Origin of the sequence: Aequorivita marina (genome assembly GCF_031631895.2) — a bacterium.
Lineage (GTDB): Bacteria > Bacteroidota > Bacteroidia > Flavobacteriales > Flavobacteriaceae > Aequorivita > Aequorivita marina.
Window position 1 is genome coordinate 601,033 of sequence record NZ_JAVMBW020000001.1, and the last position, 20,898, is coordinate 621,930.

A 20,898-nucleotide genomic window follows, 5' to 3' on the forward strand; every position below is an offset into this window, starting at 1 on the left:
TCTAAATTGGACACAGAACCTCCTGATTTATCTTTGTTTTCTGTCTTGGATTTTACACAAATAACAAGCAGTATCTTACTGGTTGTTTTATTGGCCTGCTCAGCACTAATCTCTGGGGCTGAAGTGGCCTTCTTTTCATTAACATCAGCTGATTTTGACACAAATAATGAAAAAACCATTTCAAAAAAGCTGGAGATTATCAAAAACCTGCTCTCAAAGCCCAAAAAGCTACTGGCCACTATTTTGGTAGCCAATAACTTTATTAACATTGCTATTGTCCTGCTTTTTGAATCCTTAAGTAGTATTTGGTTTGCCAGATGGAACTATTCATTAGACTTGCATTATTTTGAAATCAGTCTCGTTTTTCTACTTAAAGTAGTTCTAGCTACCTTTCTTATTTTACTTTTTGGCGAAATTCTACCTAAAATATACGCCAATCGGAATCGAGTTTCATTTGCTGTTTTTATGGCGCAACCCCTTCATATATTAGACGTTTTATTGGTGCCAATAAGTGCGCCAATGCGTGCTGCTACCATATACCTGCACAGTAGGTACGGAAAACAGAAAACAAATATTAGTGTAGATCACCTGTCGCAGGCGCTTGAACTTTCTAACAAAGACACCACCTTTGAGGAGCAAAAAATTCTTCAGGGTATTGTTACCTTCGGAAACACCGACACCAAACAGGTAATGAAAAACCGAATGGATATTTTCGCCCTCAATGAAGATGATTCGTTTAAAGAAATTCTTCCAGAAATCTTGGAGCACGGCTACTCACGAATTCCCGTTTATAAGGACAGTATGGACAATATTACCGGAATTCTATACGTAAAAGATCTTATACCTTATACCGAACGGAAGGTTTTGGATTGGAAAACCTTAAAACGCGATGCCTATTTTGTTCCCGAAAACAAGAAGCTTGACGATCTTTTAAATGAATTTAAGGAAATGAAGATGCACCTAGCCATTGTAGTAGATGAGTATGGCGGAACAAGTGGGCTAATCTCTATGGAAGATATTATAGAAGAAATTGTAGGCGAAATAAGCGACGAATTTGATGATGAAGATTTAATTTTTTCAAAATTAGACGATAACACCTTTGTCTTTGAAGGAAAAACACCTTTAAAAGATTTTTACAAAGTAATAAATTTGGAGGATCCAGAGGTTTTTGATGAAGAAAAAGGAGAGGCCGAAACGCTTGCAGGTTTCCTTCTTGAAATATCAAAAGATTTTCCAAAGAAAAACGAGATAATATCTTTCCATCAATATGCGTTTACTATTGAAGCCTTTGAAGGCAAACGTATAAAACAAATAAAACTTACCATTGAACCTTAAAACCTATCTCTTTTTTATTCTAACTAGCATCTTCATTTTCGCTTCCTGTGAAGATGATGTTTTGGTGAAACCCTCAGGCATGTTAAGGCTTGATTATCCACTACCGGAATACCGCACCGTGGATACTGGATGCCCATACTCTTTTGAGATGAATGATTATGCAACAATAATTTCAAAAAACAACTGTGGTGCCAACGTTCAATACCCCAATATGAACGCCACCTTATATTTAACCTACCGGGATGTTCGCAACAATAATTTAGATTCCTTGCTTCACGATGCTCAAAAGCTGGCGTATGACCATACCATAAAAGCAAACAGCATTCCCGAGCAAGCTTTTGTAAACCCAGACAACAACGTGTACGGCATGTTTTACATGATTAATGGAAACGCCGCCACCCAAGCTGAATTTTACGTTACTGACAGCATCAATCATTTTTTAAATGGCGCGCTCTACTTTGACGCCAAACCAAATTTTGACTCCATCTACCCCGCCGTTGAATACCTACGGGAAGACATGCGCAGAATTATGGAAACTATTGTTTGGGAGGAGTAACACAGACCAAGTTTCAAAAAGCGTGGGGTTTTAGGCTTATGTATAGCTGTTGTTAATTTATAGAGAAAGAATTCTACATTTTTGACTTCCTTTTAACTGGGATGCATTCCCTATAATTTATTTATCAACCAACTTTCGCAGTGGCACGATTAGACCAAATTACGTGGCCCCATCACTCTGAAATTGCCATCTAAAATCCATAATTAACATAAAAATAAAGACCTCTATCCTACCTGGCCATAAACACTTTCTCCTCCACCGTGATAATTCGTAAAGATATGTTGATACACATTGGCGGTTTTTACGCCTACTTCTTTATCGGAATACGATTCTTGTGGTAAATGCAACAAGCTGTCGTAAATCATAGTTTTCACTTGGGCTTTAATCTGCCTGCTTTCGCGCCATTTGTCAATTTTTAGTTTTTCAGCTTTTAGGGTTTCTAAGGTTTTTGCAGCTACTTTTTTGACTTCTTTCAATTCTTTGTTGGTGAGGTTTTTTCCTTCTTTTAATAAGTCGAAAATAGCAAGGGTTTCTTGATCGCCTAAATTTTCACGAACAACACGCTGTTCTTCAAAAGAAAGGTCTTGAATAAATTCATTTAGATTTTCAAAAGTTTTAACCGTGTCTTCCAAACTTTTCCCTTTGTTATATTCGTCGATTATTTCTTTATAGCGATCGTAAAATTCAATGCGCAACGGATTTTCTTGAACCATTTGCTCCAGTCGTTGTTCGATGGCTTTTTGCAAATCAAAAACCAAGGTGTTTTTTTGGGAAGTTTTCGCAAAAGCGGCACGCAGTTTATCGAAATCTAAGCTTGCCAGATCTACATATACATTTTCTGAATCTTCATGAACCTCATCTTGAACTACGACACTATCACTCACAATAGCCTGCAAATCCATAATAATTTGGGTGACATCTGCAGTTCGCACGTTTTGATTAAGGGCTTTATAAATTGCTTCGATAGCATCAAAATCACCAACGTACGGTTTTAACGCCTCCGAAGGAAATATTGCTTTGTATTTTCTAAATACATTGCGCGCCATCATCTCAAAAGTGGTTCTGGTCGTTTCGTTTAAACATATACAATCAGTAGCTTTATTTATTTTAGCGATTTTGGCCATCGGTTTGGCATTTTTTAATTCTTGCAGCGAAAAATCAAGCTCTTTTAAATAGGATTTAACATCTTTGATAGCTTGCTTTAACTCTATCTCCAAATCCTCCAAAGGTTCTATCGGCTTTTCTGAACCTCCTTCTTTGCCACCTGTTTTTCCACCTTCTCCGTAAATGGAATAGGCCTTTTCTAATTGTTTATAAACATTTCCGTAATCTACAATAAGTCCATTTTCTTTTTCGTCGTCATACACGCGGTTGGCTCTGGCGATGGTCTGCATTAGCGTATGACCTTTGATGGGTTTATCCAAATAAACGGTAGAGACGCAAGGCGCATCAAAGCCGGTAATCCACATAGCACAAACAATGGCCAAACGGAATGGATTGTCTTCATCCTTAAATTCTTTTTCAAGATTGCGTTCCACCATTTTTCTGCGATGCACTTCAATATCCAATCCCATCTTTTGGAATTTCTCTACTTCATTTTGCTCGCTGCTCACTACCACACAAACTTCGGTTTCTTTTACCCGGTTATATTTACGTCGTAATTGCTGTTCCTCCTGCTGATCGGTCGAATTTTCGATGCGAAGTTCCAACTCTTTTAAATACTCTGGCCAGTACTGCTGTACGAAATCATACATTCTTACGGCAGTGGGTTTATCCAAAGCCACATACATGGCTTTTCCTTGGTAGCCACGCTCGTTAAAATGCCAAACCAAATCTTTTGCAATCGCTTCTAAACGTGGTTGCGAAGTAAGAATGGGATATTCTCTATTAAAAAGATATTCCAGTTTCTTTTTTTGGTCGTCGTCTAAATCTTCACTTTCAAACACCTCTGCCATTTTTTCGTCGAGTTCGGGATTTGTAATTTCCAACTTCTCCCCTCTGTTTAAATAGCGCAGCGGCAAGGTAGCTTCGTCTTCAATGGCGCGTTTAAAATCGTAAATGGAGACATATTCTCCAAAGATGTTTTTTGTGAGTTCTTCCTCTTCTTTGATGATTGGCGTTCCTGTAAATCCTAAATACGAAGCGTTTGGCAATCCGTGAAACCGCATGTTTCTGGCGTAGGTTCCGGATTGTGTTCTGTGGGCTTCATCACTGATTACGATAACGTTTTTGCGATCGGTAATCTTGGGATATTCACTTTCCAACTTCGGGTCTATGGAGAACTTATGAATCAGTGTAAAAACATAACGGTGATTTTCGGAAAGCAATTCGCGTAAATGTTCACGACCGGTCATTCCTTTTTTCTTACCGGCGATTATATTCCGGTCGTTTACCACACCAACCCCGGAAAAGGTATCGTATAATTGATTCTCCAATTCCGTTCTGTCCACAACCATTAAAAACGTATAGGACCCTCCTAATTTCCGATGGATTTTTTCGCATAAAAACACCATGGAATACGATTTTCCGGAACCTTGCGTATGCCAAAACACACCCAGTTTTCCTTCTAAATCTTCAATGTTATGAACATTTTCTATCACTTTATTGACCCCGATATATTGGTGGTTTTTAGCCATCAATTTTACGACGTCGCCACTGGAATCGTCAAAAAGCAAAAAGTTTTCGAAAATATCCATCAGGCGATGTTTAGCGCACGTACCGCGGAGCATGGTGTCCAGACTTACTTCTCCTTCTTCCTCTTCTTCGATACGTTTCCACTCCAAAAAATATTTATACGGACTGGTTATCGTTCCCACTCGAGCATCTGTTCCATTGCTTAAAATAATGAAAGCGTTATTATGAAAAACAGAGATTATCTCATTTTTATACGCTTTTAAATTGTCGTAATACGCATGACGTAAATCTTGATGATGTGCTTTTAACTCAAAAAACACTAAGGGAATACCGTTTACAAATCCGATTACATCCGGACGTCTTAAATAGAGTTCGCCCAAAACTTCTAATTGCCGCACCGCCAGAAAATCATTGTCTTCGTACTTCTTAAAATTAAAAACCTTGAGTTTGGTTTTTATCAATTCACCTTTGTCGTTGGTATAACTAACGGGAACTCCATTTTTAAGTAGGTCACTTTTCTCTTTATTGATAAACCCCAAAGTTTGGTCTGCGATATTTTGGGTGATGCGTTCTATTGCCTGTTCATAAGCCAGCGCAGGATGACCCAGATTCAATCTTTGAAGTGCACGTAACAAATACCGCGTTAAGACCACCTCATCCTTGGCTTCTCTACCCAGCAATCCGTTTTCTCCAAAAGATTCATTGTGCCAAGCAGTGACAACCGTCCAACCAAGTTCTTCTAATACGTCTTGCGTGGCTTGTTCTATCAGGGCGTCTTCGGTATATTTTTGGCTCATAGTTTTGCTGTTTTTTGATTTCTAAATAAGACAACGATTTTTAAATGACACTTTCTATTGCACTGTTATGGATGATTTTATAGAAAACACTATTTTCATTTGTCTCACTAAAAACCTCATTGTTTACTTTACTCATAAAATTTGTCACGTCCGTATCTGTTATAACATTAGAGAAGTTTATTCTTTTAATGTAGGTTATGTTATTCTCATTATCCTCTTCAATAATATCAAATCCATGGATTAAATCCTTTTCATATTTTGAAAAACCTATTTTCAAAATCCCATGGTTGTCCAATTGTATATTCACCACATAGTTATCAAAAGCTTTCTTCAAGGAGATTCTAAAGCCTGCGTAAAAATGAGTTCCATTACAAGCTTGACCTGTTACAAAGTCGTAATCATTTACTAAATGGGCAACTACATCATTTCTCTTAATATCAATCATTACCCAATCGTACCAACTTCTAGGCCTGTATACAAAAAAATGATGATCCCACCATTTAAAATTAACGGCCTTGTGATTTGGATCCTGCAACCAACAATGAAATTTGCCATTAGCATAAACACTATAGTGCGCATTTCTCGCTCTTATTATGGCTTCATTTTCATCACTCCAGCTCGCTATATTGGATTCCATGCTTACTAATTCTTCTAAATGCTCTTTAAGCTTTTCAATTGTATCAAAAGAACAAAAATGATCAATTGCTTCCCCAACCCAATCATTTCTTCTAAGTAAATACTGCCAATTAAAATGTGAATCTTCGAAATTTAATTCTTGTAGTCTAGTCCAGATTTCTATTTCGCTTATCAGCGCACGTGTGATTAAATGTTCTTCAAAAAGTTCATTATTAGAGCCTTTATCATCAAAAAGCAGTTTCGCTATTTTGAATTTAGAATTGAACTCTGAAATCTTAATATCTTCGCCCAATAAAAATCCAATATTTCCCCTATACATCAAATGACCTTCTGCTACAATAAGGGTTTGCTCCCAATTACTATCTGATAAGATTAACTGAGCCTTTAGTCTTTCTTCCTCAAGTTGGGATCGAAAATTAGAGTTTTCTACTATCTCTAAAACTTCCTTTCCATTTAAGAACTGGTATATGTCATTTGAACCAATTGAAAGCTGATGAATTAACTTCAATGCATTAATCATTGCTCCAACACTTCTAATATCTGGATCTATAATGATATTCCAAACAACCCGAATCCAGTTTTTAAACTTGATTACCTCAAAGTCATTTTGCTCAAGATAGATTGTGATTGCATAAAATAAAATTCGATGACGTTGATTTATCTCATTGTCAAATAAAGACCAATTATCTTTCTTATTCCACGATGGAGCGATCAGCGTTTTTATACTATTATAATTTTCATGTAAAGAATCTAAAACTTTTTCCGATTCAATAATAACATTTTCCTGCTGAAATATTAATTGATGTAAATCGAAGTTGTTATAATTCATCAATGATTTCTCTCCATCTTTTCTGTAAAATTTTTTAAAAAATAATGACTTTTCAATATTTTCATTAAAACTTTCATTTTTTATAATAAAAGCATTTAAAAGATACCTATTCCAAAAGCGTTCAAAATAAGGGTCTATTATAGCATTCTTCTGACTCTGGTCTTTGTTATCTACTTCATCTAAATCTTGAACACACAATTCCCAAAAAATATTTGCCCAAACGGCATCTAGCTTTGTTGCATAGGCTAAATAGTAAGGCATTTCTTGGTTAATAAAATATATTTTTTCTTGAAAAAGAGAATTATATGGGTTTTTATCATCTTTAAGCCAGTTAATTAAGTCTGCTTTAAAGTTCTCAAAACCTGTTAATTGCTTTCCCCTAGCATTCATTTTTATATACAACTCATCAGATAGCGCAAAACCATCTAATGGAAGCAGGTAAAACTTTAAATTGGATAAATTTGAATATAAGTCACCTTTAGACTGCTTATATTTTTCATGAATAGCATCTAATACGACCAACATAGATTTAACTGTTGGATCCAATTTATATATTTCAAAAAACCAAGAAGAATCCTCTATCTCTTTACTAGGCAGTGAAATAAAACTCAGTTCTATTTCACATAATTTTTGACAGAACTCTCTTGCTGTTGCCCTTGTTGCGTAAGTAAAGTTTAGAAGCTTATTTCTAAGTTCTAACTTGTCTTCTAACAATAACAACTCTTTATTACCGATATACCAATAGAACAAAAACAAAGTAGTTAAACGCTGTTGTCCGTCCAACGGAATAAAATAATCTTTAGCATCTAATTGTTTTACTGCACCATAAATAAAATCAAGCTCAAGTGCTTCCTCTTTTTCTAAAGCTTCGAAAATCGCATTTAAAAATCGTTTCCGTATTTCGCTAGCTCCTTCCCTTCCATGTGCATAATCGCGCTGGATCATAGGAATTTGAATACCATCGAAAGTATATTCTTTATCTTCATCTAAAGTTTTTATAACTATAGTTTCAAACAATAAGTTTAATAAATTATACTTATTCATCAGCGTTTAAGTTTTGAGGTTTTAACGGTAAAAAATCTTTTAAGGTTTCTTCAATCACTCCTCTGTAATTCACAATATCTTCTGAGGTCCATTTTGTTCTTGAAGTTCCTTTGGTATCAAAATACTTTAAGAATAAATTCTTTGTGCAAATGGGTATAAAAACCCCTAAAGTGTCTTTTTCAATTATCTTTCTTCTTTTAGTTGGAAATAGTGCATTGCCATAGCCTCTGTTAGTTCCAGCATCTAACAAGGTGAGATTACCTATATTATTTTTAGTGTCTTCATCATTTTCAGATTCTCCAGCTATTATTATTATTTCATTGTAAAGCCCCTCAAAGTCCAAACCAGCCTTTGGATTATCAATGAAAGTATTTATTTTGCTTTTAAACTCTTCATCTACAATATCAAGATCAATAAGTGCAGTTTTAAGCCACTCTACTTTGGTCTTCTCATCTCTTATAGTACTCGTATTAAAAGAGTCTATATGCTCTACATCCCAACTTGTCTTATTCCCGTTTTCATCCATAACCTCTTTAAAGGCCTTAAACGGAAACTTTGTAAGTACTACTCTGGATTTACTTTGTTGAATGATGTATTGTAGATTAAACAACAGCAACACTTCTCTTATAACATCTTTGTTATTCTTATAGGATAAATCTAAAAATGGCGTTTCCTCATTAATTGATTTCCACCGAATTTTCTCAAATTGTTTTGCAATTCTCTTTTTTAAGGAAGCTTCAATTCCTTTCTTTGTTTGAATAACCTCAGAGGTTATAAAGTCTTTCTCTGTAAATAATTTTATGTTCACAATTGACTCTCCACAAACTATTAAAAACCCTATGTAATGGTACAAAACAGGGTTATTATACCATTCTTGAAGTGTTAAATAATACTCTTTAATAAGCTTCCAAGTATTATTTAAAGTTTCAAAATCATTTACATTTTCCAGTTTTTGATAAAAGAGCCTAAACGTAGCATCTTTATCAGTTCCTATTATTTTAATTATCTCAGGATTTCGCTTTTTCTCTACCTCACAAATTAGATCGAAAATAAACTCTATCCTGGCAGGTATTCTATTTTCACCTTTGTTTAAAAACCACCAAAAATCATCATCCTGCAACGTGTTTTCAATTCTATCCCACTCGTTTGCAATTTCTAATTGCTTTAATCTTCCAATCTCATTTTCGTTATCCTTATTATTAGTTCCAAAAAAACGCTCCTGTAAAAACAAGGCTTTTATAAGCTCGGAATTGGTTAATGGTATTTTTCCCAGATTAATACGGATAAAAGTGTCTATTGGATTTTCCTTCTGATTGATTTGATACCAAATAACCTGTACAACACCATACAAATTCTTTTTATCTCCATACTTATGAACGAGTGTGTTCAAGATTGCTTCCCGCACAGAACGTGGTTGCTCTTGATTATTGAACCAATCACTAACATACTCATAAGCTTTTGAGATATGATAATAATCTATATTCTCTCTATTTCCGAGAGGAATAGCATCTAAAAAAGCAGAAATCCCCTCTCTAGTTTGATATTCAATTTTGAATAAACCCTTGCCATATTCTTTTTCTAATGCCTTCCCATTTAGGTGTTCCTTAATCAAATACGAGAGTATAATTCGTAGTGTGGTTAAGCGTTGTTGACCATCTACCACCTCCCATTTTCCTTTAGTTTCTGTATCCTTCGCCTCATGTTTTTTAACCACAATGGGTTGAAGACAATAAAACTCCCCTTCGGTTTTATTTGTTTTTACCGAAAACGTATAAATGTCATTTAACAAATCCTCTACCTGCTGCTTGTTCCATCGATAACCTCTTTGATAGGCAGGAATGAAGAAATTACGTTCTAATAATTCATGGATTGAAAATAAAGTTATTTGATTATTCATTCCCTTATTCTTTATTATAATTACTACCCTTCTCCGCCACCATCCCCAACTTCTCATTAACCTCCAACTCCTCAACACGTTGCCCTGAGCTTGCCGAAGGGTCAATCATCCCCATCATCAACCGAGGCAACAAAATATCTCGGGCTTCTTTTAAAAGTTGGTTTTGATCTGTCAAATTAAAAATAGTTTTATGCATGGGATAAACCGATTTATGATATTGATTTATCAAGAGTTCTGAAGGCCAGTTTAGTTTAATATTTTTTAAATTTCCCCGAGAGATTTCCAGAAAAGTTGTACCCGTTGCATAATTCTCAAAAAGCGAAATATTATTCTTAAACAAGTACAGCAAAAATTCTTTTTCAGTTTCTTTTAAAGGTGTTATATTAATGAAACCCTGATTAGTTGTGAAATCTTTTTGAGTAATTCCAAAAAGTCCAATTGTCGCCCTACTCGTCATCATAAATGAATTCGGTTGTAGTAATTTAGCTGAACTTTTTTTTAGACCTAATTCATTTATACTTAAAGAACTACTTAATTGCACCAATGAATTCGATTTCGACAAATCAGTTGGTGTATACCAAGCGATAGTTCCTTTATCCCAATATTCCTTTTTAGCTTTTGAAGGTGTACCCCCGCCTGTAACTTTACAAACTTCCTCAACTTTCTTCTTCTCCCACCCCTCCGGCAAACCAGTTTCTTCATCAAAAACCACTTCTTCATGTCCCGGAAACTTAAACCGCACAAACCACTCTTCATACGTCTGCTGCGCTTGTTCTTCTAATAACTTTATGCGCTTGAGGTTGTTTTCTATTAAATCATCATAAGCCGATAAAATGGAGGCTATTTTTTGTTGGGTTTTTAGTGGGGGTACATCAACAATGAAAGAGCTTAAAACATTTCTATTTAAAGTAGGAACTGCTCCTCCCGAATTAAATGAAGCAAAATCTAAACTCTGTAATAAGTAGTACGCAAATCTTTCATCATTTCCTTTAAAATCTTTCACCCATAAAGAAGTATTATGAGGCCAAAAATCCTTTTGCGTATATTGTACAACGCCTAAAGTTCCGGATCTACCAGTTATAACACCTGGAGCTTTTACTTTAGAAACATTATGATACCCTAAAATTGAAGTAGAACCATACACTGGAATATTTCCTTTTTCAAATTTAGCTTTGGGCAAATCAAACCCTCTTTGAAACCAAACAAAATCATTTAATCTTTTCTTTTCCCAATCTTCTCTCATAATTCTTTTGTTTTATCATTGCTTTCAACATCTACAGTACCTTCAACACCTTCGACACCTTCGACACCTTCGACAGGCTCAGGTACCGAAGGTGTTGATGTTTTTGTCGATTTTCCGGTGGCTGAGCTTGTCGAAGCCCCGTCTTCAATTGGATACTCCGTATAATTTCTAGACAATTGTACCAATTTACCAAACGCTCCATTCATAAGTGCTTCTTTCTTTTTTCTAGACCATCCTTGAACTTGTTTTTCTCTATAAAAAGCCTCATCAATTCTTGGGAATTCTTCCGTATATAATAATTTTATTGGCAGTCGTTTTTTAGTGTGGTTTGCGCCTTCTCCATTTTGATGTTGCTTCAAGCGCACCCCTAAATCATTAGTGCTACCTGTGTAATAAGAGCCGTCGCTACATTCTAATATGTACATCCATCCTTTCATAATCTTTGTTTTTTTTATACTTACAATTGGCTTCGACAAGCTCAGCCAACGGTATACTTATTATAACTTGGCTTCGACAGGCTCAGCCAACGGTATGTTCATTATAACTTCACCGATTGAATTTGCTCCATCAATCCACTCGCTTCCTCATTGAGTTGTGTTAACTCGTTATGAATTTCTGTCATTCGTCCTTTATAGTCAAAATCCATATCTATATCGATTTTCACCCCCACATAACGGCCTGGCGTTAAGCTGTAATCTTGCTCTTTTATTTCTGCTAAATCGGTGATTTTACAAAGTCCTTCTACATCTTTGTATTTACCGTCAGGGAAATGCTCGTTAAACCATTTATTATCTTTGGACACTTCGGGTTTTTCGCCACGAAACAAAGTCATAATCGCTGTTAACCCTTCCATTTGATCTTCATCGAAATCGTTGATCGTCGAACTTACTTTTCTAAACGTGTTTCGTGCATCAATCATCAACACCTTATTCTTATTTTCCTTGGATTTTCCTTTATTGTAAAACCAAACGTGGCAAGGCAACGAACGGGTATAGAAAAAGTTGTTGCTTATTGCGACGATACATTCTATATCTCCGGTTTCTATCAGTTTTTGACGAATTAGCTTTTCAGCACTTCGCGCATCGGTGGCCGAACTTGCCATAACAAAACCGGCACGTCCTGTTTCATTTAAATAACTATGGAAATATTGCATCCACAGATAGTTTCCATTGCTTATGGTTCCTTTTCCTGTTAATGGCGGACCAAACGGCAAGCGATCGTCACCGGTCAGAAACTTATTTTTAGCATCAATTTTATCGACGTTAAACGGCGGATTTGCCATGACGAAATCGCACTCTCCTGTCAAGTTATGCGGATTACTGTAAAAACTATTGCTCTCAATAATCTTTCCTTCTATCCCGTGAATGGCGAGGTTCATTTTTGCCAAACGGGTGTTGTTACTTTTAAGCTCCGTTCCATAAACGGTTATGGCTTCGTTTACACTTTTGTTTTCGTGCGTCTTTATAAAATGAGCGGTTTGTACAAACATTCCGCCACTACCACATGCGGGATCGTGCACAACGCCGTGGTTGGGCTGAATAAAGTTTACAATAAGATTGACCAAAGATGGCGGTGTAAAGAATTCGCCACCTTCTTGTGCACCGGCACCTTGCATAGAGAATTTCATCAAGAAAAACTCGTAGATGCGTCCAAACACATCGCCTGTGGCATTTTTTACGGCATCTTTATTAAACACGCGCACCAAATCTCGCAAGAGTTTATCGTCAAACTCCTGATAATTTTTTGGAAGGATTCCTGCTAAATCGGGATATTCCGCTTCAATCAACTTCATAGCATTGTTGATGGCTTCGGCAATATTTTCGCCTTCGGGAAGATTGGCTAAATAATCATACTTGGCTTTTTCAGGAAGCAAAATTGCACCGGCAGCGGTATAGTCGCCTTTAGTAGCTTCTCGCTTTTCTCCTGTTCTCGGATTTATCGGAAGATTATTTTGCACTTCAATTTTAGCATCTTCATATCGATTTTGCGCAAAACGCAAGAGTACCAATCCCAAAAGCGGATCTTTATATTCTGCTGCAGTAAGTTTGGAGTTGGCTCTTAAATCATCAGCTGCGTCCCACAATTCGGTTTCGAGCTGTTTTATATTTTGGTTGGTCATTTAACTAAAGTGTATTTGTATGTTTTTCAAATATAGCCCAATGGCTACTGGTCTCTTTGCGGTATCCCGTAATTGGGGTAACCAAAAATTCAATCCCAAATATACTCTTTATTTTAAGAGTGTTTTAACATAAATGTAATGTTCTTGTTGGTAGCTATTTTAGATGTCCTAGAATCAGGGAACAAAGGGTACTTTGAAGCGTGGAGCACAATTAATCTTAACCGATAAGCAATTGTTTTTTATTTAAAATACCCAATAGGTGCACTCCTAGCCTTCAAGCCTAACTTTTCGTTTTCGCAAAGGATTTTTAGAGTTTCAAACACATCTATTTCAGCTTGCAAAACTCGCTTCATAGCCAGTTTGCGGAGTACATTTTCGATCTCTCCACCGCTTAAATTATAGGTTCTTGAAAGGGTTTTACTTTGTAAAATGGTCAACTCTTTCAACATCGCTTTCCATATTTGTTGTTGCGCATCTGCTTCTGGTCGTTCAAACTTTATTTTAAAAAGAAACCTACGCTCAAAAGCTGTATCTAAAGACGCTTCTAGATTTGTGGTTGCAAACAGAATTCCTTCAAAATCTTCTAAACAGTCCAAAAATATATTCTGTATGGCATTATCTGCCGATCCAGATCCGCTTGTTGCTGTAGTCTGGCGGGTTCCTAAAATAGCGTCAGCTTCATTGAGTAATAAAATTGGGGTTCTTTTTTCATCCTTACAAAGATCTTTATAGTTTGTAAAAAGTATTTTTACTTTCTTCTGGCTTTCGCCATACCACATACTTTTTAGCTCGGTAAGATCTACTTTCCAAAGGGATCTGCCAGTTTCTTTTGCTATTTGATATACACTTTCGGTCTTTCCAGTTCCGGGAGCGCCGTAAAGCAGGGTGCAAATTCCGGTACGCAAGCCTTGTTTTTGCAATCGTTTTTTAATTTTGGCATGGTTTCTAATTTTTAATGATTTGCGAACGGTTTCAATTTGCTCGGTTTCTGCCGGGTTAAAGTATAATTTTTTGCGATGTGTATTTTCTGGATTTATAAGCTGCTCGTTTTGTTTATTGTCGTCCATACGAAGATTAATACCTAAAGCCTTTAAAAATTCTTTAGATTTTAAGGTCAGTGCTACTCTCGCATTATTCATAAAACCACCAGCAGCAAAGTCAATCCAGTTTTGAGACATTAACGTATTTGATTTGTCGTGTAAGCTATTGCTAAATTTGATACGCTCCCAGTTTTTTAAAAAAACATAATCACCTAAAGTCTCAACTTGTAATGAGTTTGCCCCATTCAACTTACGTTCTATCAACAATAACCAAGCAAGTTTATCTGTATTGCTAAGCTCTAATTTATCTAAAGCTTTAATAAATGCCACATCTTCATATTCAGCTATATACCTATTAAACTCGTTTATTAAAAGCGATGTTTTGGCATCATTAATGTACCTATCGTCAATTGCCTGTACTATTTCTATAAGAATTTCAATGGGATCGGTCTTTTTTATACATGGGTCTATTTCTGGTGTATTATTACAAATAATGGCTTCGTGAAGCGTATCGGACAATTGGTACTGTATTTTTCGTAAAAAGCGAGAATCATTCTCTAAAAATCCTGTTTTATACAAACGTTTAAAATTTTCTTCATATTTAAAAAGCAGAATTGGATTACACCCTAAAAATTGCGCCATATCATCCCTATCAATTCGTTTGTTTTCGGCAGATAACTGGAAAATGGTTGTTAAAATTATTGTTTCAATTGTACTTGTTTTGAAGTATTTATTTAGCTGAAGCATGTGTTCATTGTTTTCAATTGCAGCAATTTCCAGTTTACAATCCTTTATTAATTCTGAGGTTTTAATGATGGCTTCTATAATTGGTGTTTTCATAGTTTTAAATGTTTGAAAGCAAATTTAGAACACAAGGTCGTCAACTTATGTCGGAGCTTTCGGTACGTTTTGAAAAGTTGGTAGTCGGTAGTTGGCAGTCAGTAGTCGGTTGTAAAAATTCTCTACAAAATGTCAACCCTCTTCCCACTACCCACTAAACTCTCACCACTCACCACTACCCTCTACCCTCTGAAAAACTCATAAACTAAAAATAATAACTACTTTAGTCCGACACTTTTTGGCGAGCACAATTTTTAATTTTACAAAACGAAATGGCAGGATACAAACTTTTGAGACGAATAGAAATACTGATAGATATATTACTGAATAAGCCTGGAATATCTAAATCGAAATTGCTTGAAATACTCGCAGAAAGGCATGATATAATAATTGCCGAACGCACTATAGAACGTGATTTCCAAGCCTTAAGTAATGAATTCCGGATAGATGTAAATTACAGTAAAGAAACAAATGGATATTCACTAGACACCGAAAACTTAGAGCGGGTGCAGCAGCTTTTAAAGTTTATTGAATTAATCCACATTGGCGAACTTTTTAAGGAAGGATTAAACGATTTTGAATTACTAAAAGACAAAATTGAGTTGGAAGATGCTTCAAAATTTAAGGGCATTGAAAACCTAAAAGATATTTTAATAGCAATAAAAAAGCGCAGAAAAATTCATTTTACCCATGAAAATTACTGGCATAAAACCGAGAAAAAATATACAATTACGCCCTTACAATTAAAAGAGTATTTAAATAGATGGTATGTGGTAGGCGTGCCAGAGGGTTACGATGAAATCCGCACTTTTGGAATTGATAGAATGGAAAATTTTAAAATAGGTAAGGTTTCAAAAGTAAAGCGCAAAAATTTTGAAGCTCAATTAGATCAATTCATAAATGTGGTTGGCCTTAATTATTCGGCGCACGATAAGGTTGAAAAAGTTCAGCTTAACGTAAATGCCAAACAGATAAAGTACTTGGAGAGCTTACCACTTCACCATTCACAAAAAATTGAAATTACAGAAGATGCCGAATTTGGATTGGTTACGTATTATTTGATACCGAACTATGAATTTAAGGTTGAAGTTTTAAAAATGAATGCAATGGTTGAAGTACTAGAGCCCAAATGGCTACGTGATGAAATAGTAAGAATGATTAAGGAGATGTTAGGGAAATATGAATAACGGAAAATGGAGGTTTAAGGCTCTAGTTTAATTTTCAGTTCATTTTTTCCAGCTATGACCTTGAATTTGTCAGTTTTCTTATAGAGCATGGCTACAATTTGTTTCCAAAGGCTCTAGTTTATTCTAGCATTGATTACAATGTTCTATTTAAAAACATAGGGCTTCAAGTTAGTCTGAAGGGAGAAAATCCGGTTATTCCCTTTAGGGTCGGGGTAAAAATAATCGGATTTTCGGTATTTTGTTTTTACCCCGCCTGATATTTATCGGGACTAAAGGATGAAAAAATACCGAAAATTTCAAATATCCAACATAATAGCTGTTTTAAACTAGCGCCTTTCCAAATTAAATCCCTTCCTCGAAGTCCCGATCTATCGGGAGGGGATGAGACTTATATAGAACTTAAAGCATCATAACTATTTTAAATTGGAGCCAAATTTAATTAATGAAAAAAATAACCCTCGAAAAACTAAAAACAACTTCAGTTGTAATTACTAAAGAAGAGCAATTATGGATTGAAAAATTTTTATTGAAAATGAATGTTGATGTAGCTGAAAAAACCCTTGTTTTTAAAATTTTTCAAATGGCAAAAGCCTATCCAAATGAAAAGAGCTCAACAGCGGTTTTATTTCAAAAAGGGTTTAAAATTTATAAAAAACAGCTACTTACGAAAACCAGTTTCAAAAATTCTGAAAAATGGGAAGCGCAGCTTTTGTGGCGCGTGCGTATGGAGCTATTAGAGTTACAATGAAAAAAGTATTGAATAATGATCTATTAATTATAATGCAAGTAATAAATAATTTCTCCCCCAGCTCAAATCTATTAGACTATTATATAGCAAAATTTTATGAAGGTTGTAATCTTCCTATTAACGAGCTGGAGGTTCTCCGAAATACAGCTTCAACTATTGCATATAACAAGGAGTTTTTAGATGACTGCCATGCGATCATTGAATATTTCGATAATCAAACTTTAAACAGGTTTTTTAAATGGTTAGAATTTTTACAGCAATTAAAGGATACAATCTATTTTCAAGGTTTAATAAAAGGCTTGCTTTCCTGTTTTAAAGATCAAAAATTGATTCATTTACAAACGGAATTTCAATTTGAGCAGAGCAAGCTTTATTTAATGGAACTAAAAACTGTTGAAACCACTAAAACCAGTATAAATGCTCCAAAAACATTTCTTTTATGTGTTTTAATAAGCAGTAGAAGGCCCGATTTAATGGTGAATAGCATAAATCAATTAATGCGCATACAAGAACAAAAAAGCTTTTATTTAAAAAGCCCTTGGTTCGCTTTATTCTTCGGAAATAATAATCTGCTAAAATTTCTTGGTAGGCATTTGGAAGAACTTACAGCTATTGAATTTGAATTGCTCATTTCCACCTTATCTGGTGAGAGTTTACGAAGAAATTGCAAAGTCCATTTTCCGATGTCGCAAAAAGAACAAGCTATGCTATTTGCAGATACCATCAACTTAGAGAAACCCAAATCAAAAATTTTAGAACGTTATATTATAGCCGCAAGACTTTTAAAAGCTGAACCAGAAGCAAAGGTTTTAGTAAATCAATTTTTATCCAAAACAGAAACCTTTAAAAACGAATTAAGTACTTTTAAAACCGACATTCATTTTTGGCAATCTGTATTAAGGTTATTATACAAACAATGGAAGAAAGATAAAGGTAAAACCCAGGCAAATGAAATTAAACATCTATTAGATTATATATGCTTTCAACGTTATGTACCTATCCGGCAAAAACCATTTTCAGTAAAAGGCAGAACTTATGGTTCTATGGTCAGAGGTATGAATGAATGGCACGATCTTCAAGATTTTAAAGCAAGTAAAAAAGACTTGCAACAACGCTGGAAACCACTAGATTTTGGAGTATTTATGACACGAGTAGAAGACATAGAATATCGAATTGAAGAAATAAATACTGGAATCGCTTTACTTAAAGAAGGACGAAAAATGAAACATTGCGTATTCAGTTATCTTAATTCATGTGTAAAGCACTCAACCCACATTTTTAGTTTAAAAAAAAGAAAAAAACGTGGTTACAAACATTTGGCAACAATTGAAGTGCAAAATAAATCTATAATTCAAGCACATTCTAAAAGTAATGGCGAGCTAAATGAAGTGCAGATAGACTTGCTCGAACAATGGATGGTGGAAACTGGGCTTGATAAACGCATTGTATTTTAAACATTTAAAAATCAACAATGAAGAAACCTCGCTACCTAACCAAATCGCGCTTTAAGTTGGCATTAGATTGCCCAACAAAGTTATACTATACTCGCAAACCCAAATATGAAAACCAAAGCGAAACCGATACTTTTTTGCAAGCTTTGGCGCAAGGAGGGTTTCAAGTGGAAGAACTGGCACGCATGCAATACCCAGACGGTATAGCAATTGTAGGCGACGATTATAATTACAATCTGGTTGTAGCCCGAACCAAAAAATTATTGGAGCAGGAAAATGTAGTGATTTTTGAGCCTGCTTTTTTAATGGATGGACTGTTTATTCGCGTGGATATTTTGGTAAAACGCGGAATTAATATTCAATTAATTGAGGTGAAGGCTAAGTCTATCAGGAGCCAAGGTCACACTTCATTTATCAAAAACGAAAAACTCACAGGAGGTTGGGATGCGTATTTATATGATATTGCTTTTCAAAAACATGTAATGCAGTTGGCATATCCGGAATGGCAAATTTCATCTTCATTACAATTAGTAGATAAAGATGCAGTATGCACTGTAGATGGACTGAATCAATGTTTTAAAATTGTTGAAAACAGCGAAAACCGAACGGGTATTGAGAAGAAAAAAGGGCTTACTGCAACCGATATTGGCGAACCTATTTTATGCAGAATCTCTGTAGATGATGAAATGAATTTGATTCATAAAATAAATCCGCTAAAGCCCGAGCTATCTTTTGAAGAGACGGTCAATTATTTTAGAGATCACTATGCCAATGACGTTAAAATCTTCACTGAAATAGGAAAACATTGTGGTGGTTGCGAATTTAAGTCAGATACTCAAAATGGTAATTCAAAAAGTGGTTTTCACGAATGTTGGCAAGAACAAACCAACCTATCTATTGCAGAAATTGATAATCCTAAAGTTTGGGATGTGTGGAATTTTAGGCGAAGTGCAAAGCTTGCCGAGGAAGGAAAGTTATTTATGCACGAACTCGCCGAGGCTGATGTTGGAGTAAAACCACAAGCTGGAAAAATGAGCAGTACGGAGCGGCGTTGGATACAAATAAAAAAACAAGTTTCTGGCGATAGCACGCCCCAAGTTGATTTAGACAATCTTCGCCAAGAACTTTCAAGCTGGAAGTTCCCTCTAAATTTTATCGATTTTGAAACTACCGCTGTAGCCATTCCATTTACAGCAGGAAGAAAGCCGTATGAACAGTTGGCATTTCAGTTTAGCCATCATATTGTATATGAAAATGGACGGGTGGAACATCACAATCAATATTTGAATACGGAAATTGGTTTCTTTCCAAATTTCGAGTTTATTAGAGCTTTAAAAACTTCGTTGGAAAACAATAAGGGCAGTATTCTTAGATATCACAATCACGAAAATACAATTGTCAACGTAATCTACAACCAACTTAAGGTTTCCGAAGAAAAAGATAAGGTGGAACTACTAGAGTTTATACAAAGTATAAGCCATAACACAGGAAGTAACTCAGATACTTGGGCTGGCAATCGAGATATGATTGATTTATACAAAGTGGTGTTAAACTATTATTACAATCCCTCTATGGGTGGTTCCAATTCCATTAAAGCTGTTTTGCCCGCAGTCCTTAATTCCAGTGAGTTTCTAAAGAAAAAATACTCCCTAGCCTTGAAAGAGATTGGAGTAAGTAGCTTAAATTTTGACTCTGACTATATTTATTTAAAATATGAATACGGAAAAGTGCTAAGTCCTTATAAATTATTACCTCCTATTTTTAAGGATTGGGATAAAGAAAGTCTCGATGCTGCTATTACAGAAATTGAAGGTATTAGTGATGGCGGTGCTGCGCTTACTGCTTACGGAAAACTCCAATTCGAAAATGTGTCGCTCATTGAAAAACAAGCAATTCGAGAAGGTTTGTTACGCTATTGCGAGTTGGATACTTTAGCAATGGTAATGATATATGAATGTTTTAGAGAACTCAGCAAGTAATAGAAATCAACAACAATTAGTTTCATAAAAAATGAACATCCTATACCTACACGGTTTAGATAGTAGCTTAAACAACGATAAGCGTAAAATTCTAGAAAAATACGGCGAAGTATATGCGCCACAAATTGATTATCGGGCTGACTCTAACAGTATTGCTACACTACTAAGCAAAATCGAAAATATGGTAATTAATACAATTATTGGTAGTACTATGGGTGGTTTTGCTGGTTATTACATTGCAGATGCGCTCCAAATACCTGCATTACTTTTCAACCCTGCCCTCGCCTACCGATCTGTACCGCAGGAAATACCGTCAATAAAAAACTCCCATTCCAACTTTAAACACATAGTTTTAGGGGCCAAAGACGAAACGATTGATCCTAAATCTACTTTAGCGTTTTTGTCAAAATCCATTGGTATTGATAATTACAACATTAATATCCGCCAAGATTTAGCGCACCGTATTCCCGCAAACATTTTTAAGGAAGAAGTGAAAGCGTTTTTTAAGGAATATCATTCTTTATAAAAATAAAAAACCGCTTCAGCATAGTTGCCAAAGCGGT

General features: G+C 35.4%; 14 protein-coding genes. 7 read left to right on the plus strand and 7 right to left on the minus strand.

The genetic code is table 11. The features are described from left to right. Positions 1 to 6: 6 nt before the first annotated feature. Positions 7 to 1,335, plus strand: a complete 1,329-nt coding sequence (locus QPK98_RS02760) for a gliding motility-associated protein GldE (protein WP_310991472.1) — start codon at positions 7 to 9, stop codon at positions 1,333 to 1,335. After that, positions 1,325 to 1,891, plus strand: a complete 567-nt coding sequence (gldD, locus tag QPK98_RS02765; RefSeq protein ID WP_310991473.1) for a gliding motility lipoprotein GldD — start codon at positions 1,325 to 1,327, stop codon at positions 1,889 to 1,891. Before QPK98_RS02760 ends, gldD begins: the two co-directional genes overlap by 11 nt. Positions 1,892 to 2,115: 224 nt before the next feature. On the opposite strand, the gene QPK98_RS02770 is transcribed toward gldD, so the two are convergent. The 7 genes from QPK98_RS02770 to QPK98_RS02800 form a co-directional block, all read right to left on the minus strand. After that, complete coding sequence (locus QPK98_RS02770; RefSeq protein ID WP_310991474.1) at positions 2,116 to 5,322, minus strand: type I restriction endonuclease subunit R; 3,207 nt, start codon at positions 5,320 to 5,322, stop codon at positions 2,116 to 2,118. A 40-nt stretch (positions 5,323 to 5,362) separates the two neighbouring features. After that, positions 5,363 to 7,831, minus strand: a complete 2,469-nt coding sequence (locus QPK98_RS02775; RefSeq protein WP_310991475.1) for a GmrSD restriction endonuclease domain-containing protein — start codon at positions 7,829 to 7,831, stop codon at positions 5,363 to 5,365. After that, positions 7,824 to 9,728 (minus strand): GmrSD restriction endonuclease domain-containing protein, encoded by a 1,905-nt coding sequence (locus QPK98_RS02780; protein WP_310991476.1) that lies wholly within the window; start codon positions 9,726 to 9,728, stop codon positions 7,824 to 7,826. Before QPK98_RS02780 ends, QPK98_RS02775 begins: the two co-directional genes overlap by 8 nt. A 4-nt stretch (positions 9,729 to 9,732) precedes the next feature. Beyond that, entirely contained in the window at positions 9,733 to 10,971 is a 1,239-nt protein-coding gene (locus QPK98_RS02785) for a restriction endonuclease subunit S (protein WP_310991477.1), read from the minus strand. Beyond that, on the minus strand, positions 10,968 to 11,408 hold the full coding sequence (locus QPK98_RS02790) for a GIY-YIG nuclease family protein (protein ID WP_310991478.1): 441 nt from the start codon (positions 11,406 to 11,408) through the stop codon (positions 10,968 to 10,970). The genes QPK98_RS02785 and QPK98_RS02790 overlap by 4 nt, the downstream gene beginning before the upstream one ends. Positions 11,409 to 11,509: 101 nt before the next feature. Next, positions 11,510 to 13,090, minus strand: a complete 1,581-nt coding sequence (locus tag QPK98_RS02795; protein ID WP_310991479.1) for a type I restriction-modification system subunit M — start codon at positions 13,088 to 13,090, stop codon at positions 11,510 to 11,512. A 239-nt stretch (positions 13,091 to 13,329) separates the two neighbouring features. Next, positions 13,330 to 14,970, minus strand: a complete 1,641-nt coding sequence (locus QPK98_RS02800; RefSeq protein ID WP_310991480.1) for an ATP-binding protein — start codon at positions 14,968 to 14,970, stop codon at positions 13,330 to 13,332. 272 nt (positions 14,971 to 15,242) lie between these two features. On the opposite strand from QPK98_RS02800, the gene QPK98_RS02805 reads away from it, so the two are divergent. From QPK98_RS02805 to QPK98_RS02825, 5 genes are all read left to right on the plus strand, one after another. Beyond that, positions 15,243 to 16,157, plus strand: coding sequence for a helix-turn-helix transcriptional regulator (locus tag QPK98_RS02805; RefSeq protein ID WP_310991481.1), 915 nt, complete (start codon positions 15,243 to 15,245; stop codon positions 16,155 to 16,157). Between the two features lie 442 nt (positions 16,158 to 16,599). Continuing rightward, the gene (locus QPK98_RS02810) at positions 16,600 to 16,905 is read left to right on the plus strand and encodes a hypothetical protein (RefSeq protein ID WP_310991482.1); all 306 of its coding nucleotides are present in this window, start codon (positions 16,600 to 16,602) and stop codon (positions 16,903 to 16,905) included. Positions 16,906 to 17,282: 377 nt separating this feature from the next. Next, positions 17,283 to 18,359, plus strand: coding sequence for a PcfJ domain-containing protein (locus tag QPK98_RS02815; RefSeq protein ID WP_310991483.1), 1,077 nt, complete (start codon positions 17,283 to 17,285; stop codon positions 18,357 to 18,359). Positions 18,360 to 18,376: 17 nt separating this feature from the next. Then, positions 18,377 to 20,335 (plus strand): DUF2779 domain-containing protein, encoded by a 1,959-nt coding sequence (locus tag QPK98_RS02820; RefSeq protein ID WP_310991484.1) that lies wholly within the window; start codon positions 18,377 to 18,379, stop codon positions 20,333 to 20,335. A gap of 31 nt (positions 20,336 to 20,366) precedes the next feature. Then, the gene (locus tag QPK98_RS02825; protein ID WP_310991485.1) at positions 20,367 to 20,861 is read left to right on the plus strand and encodes a YqiA/YcfP family alpha/beta fold hydrolase; all 495 of its coding nucleotides are present in this window, start codon (positions 20,367 to 20,369) and stop codon (positions 20,859 to 20,861) included. Positions 20,862 to 20,898 lie beyond the last annotated feature (37 nt).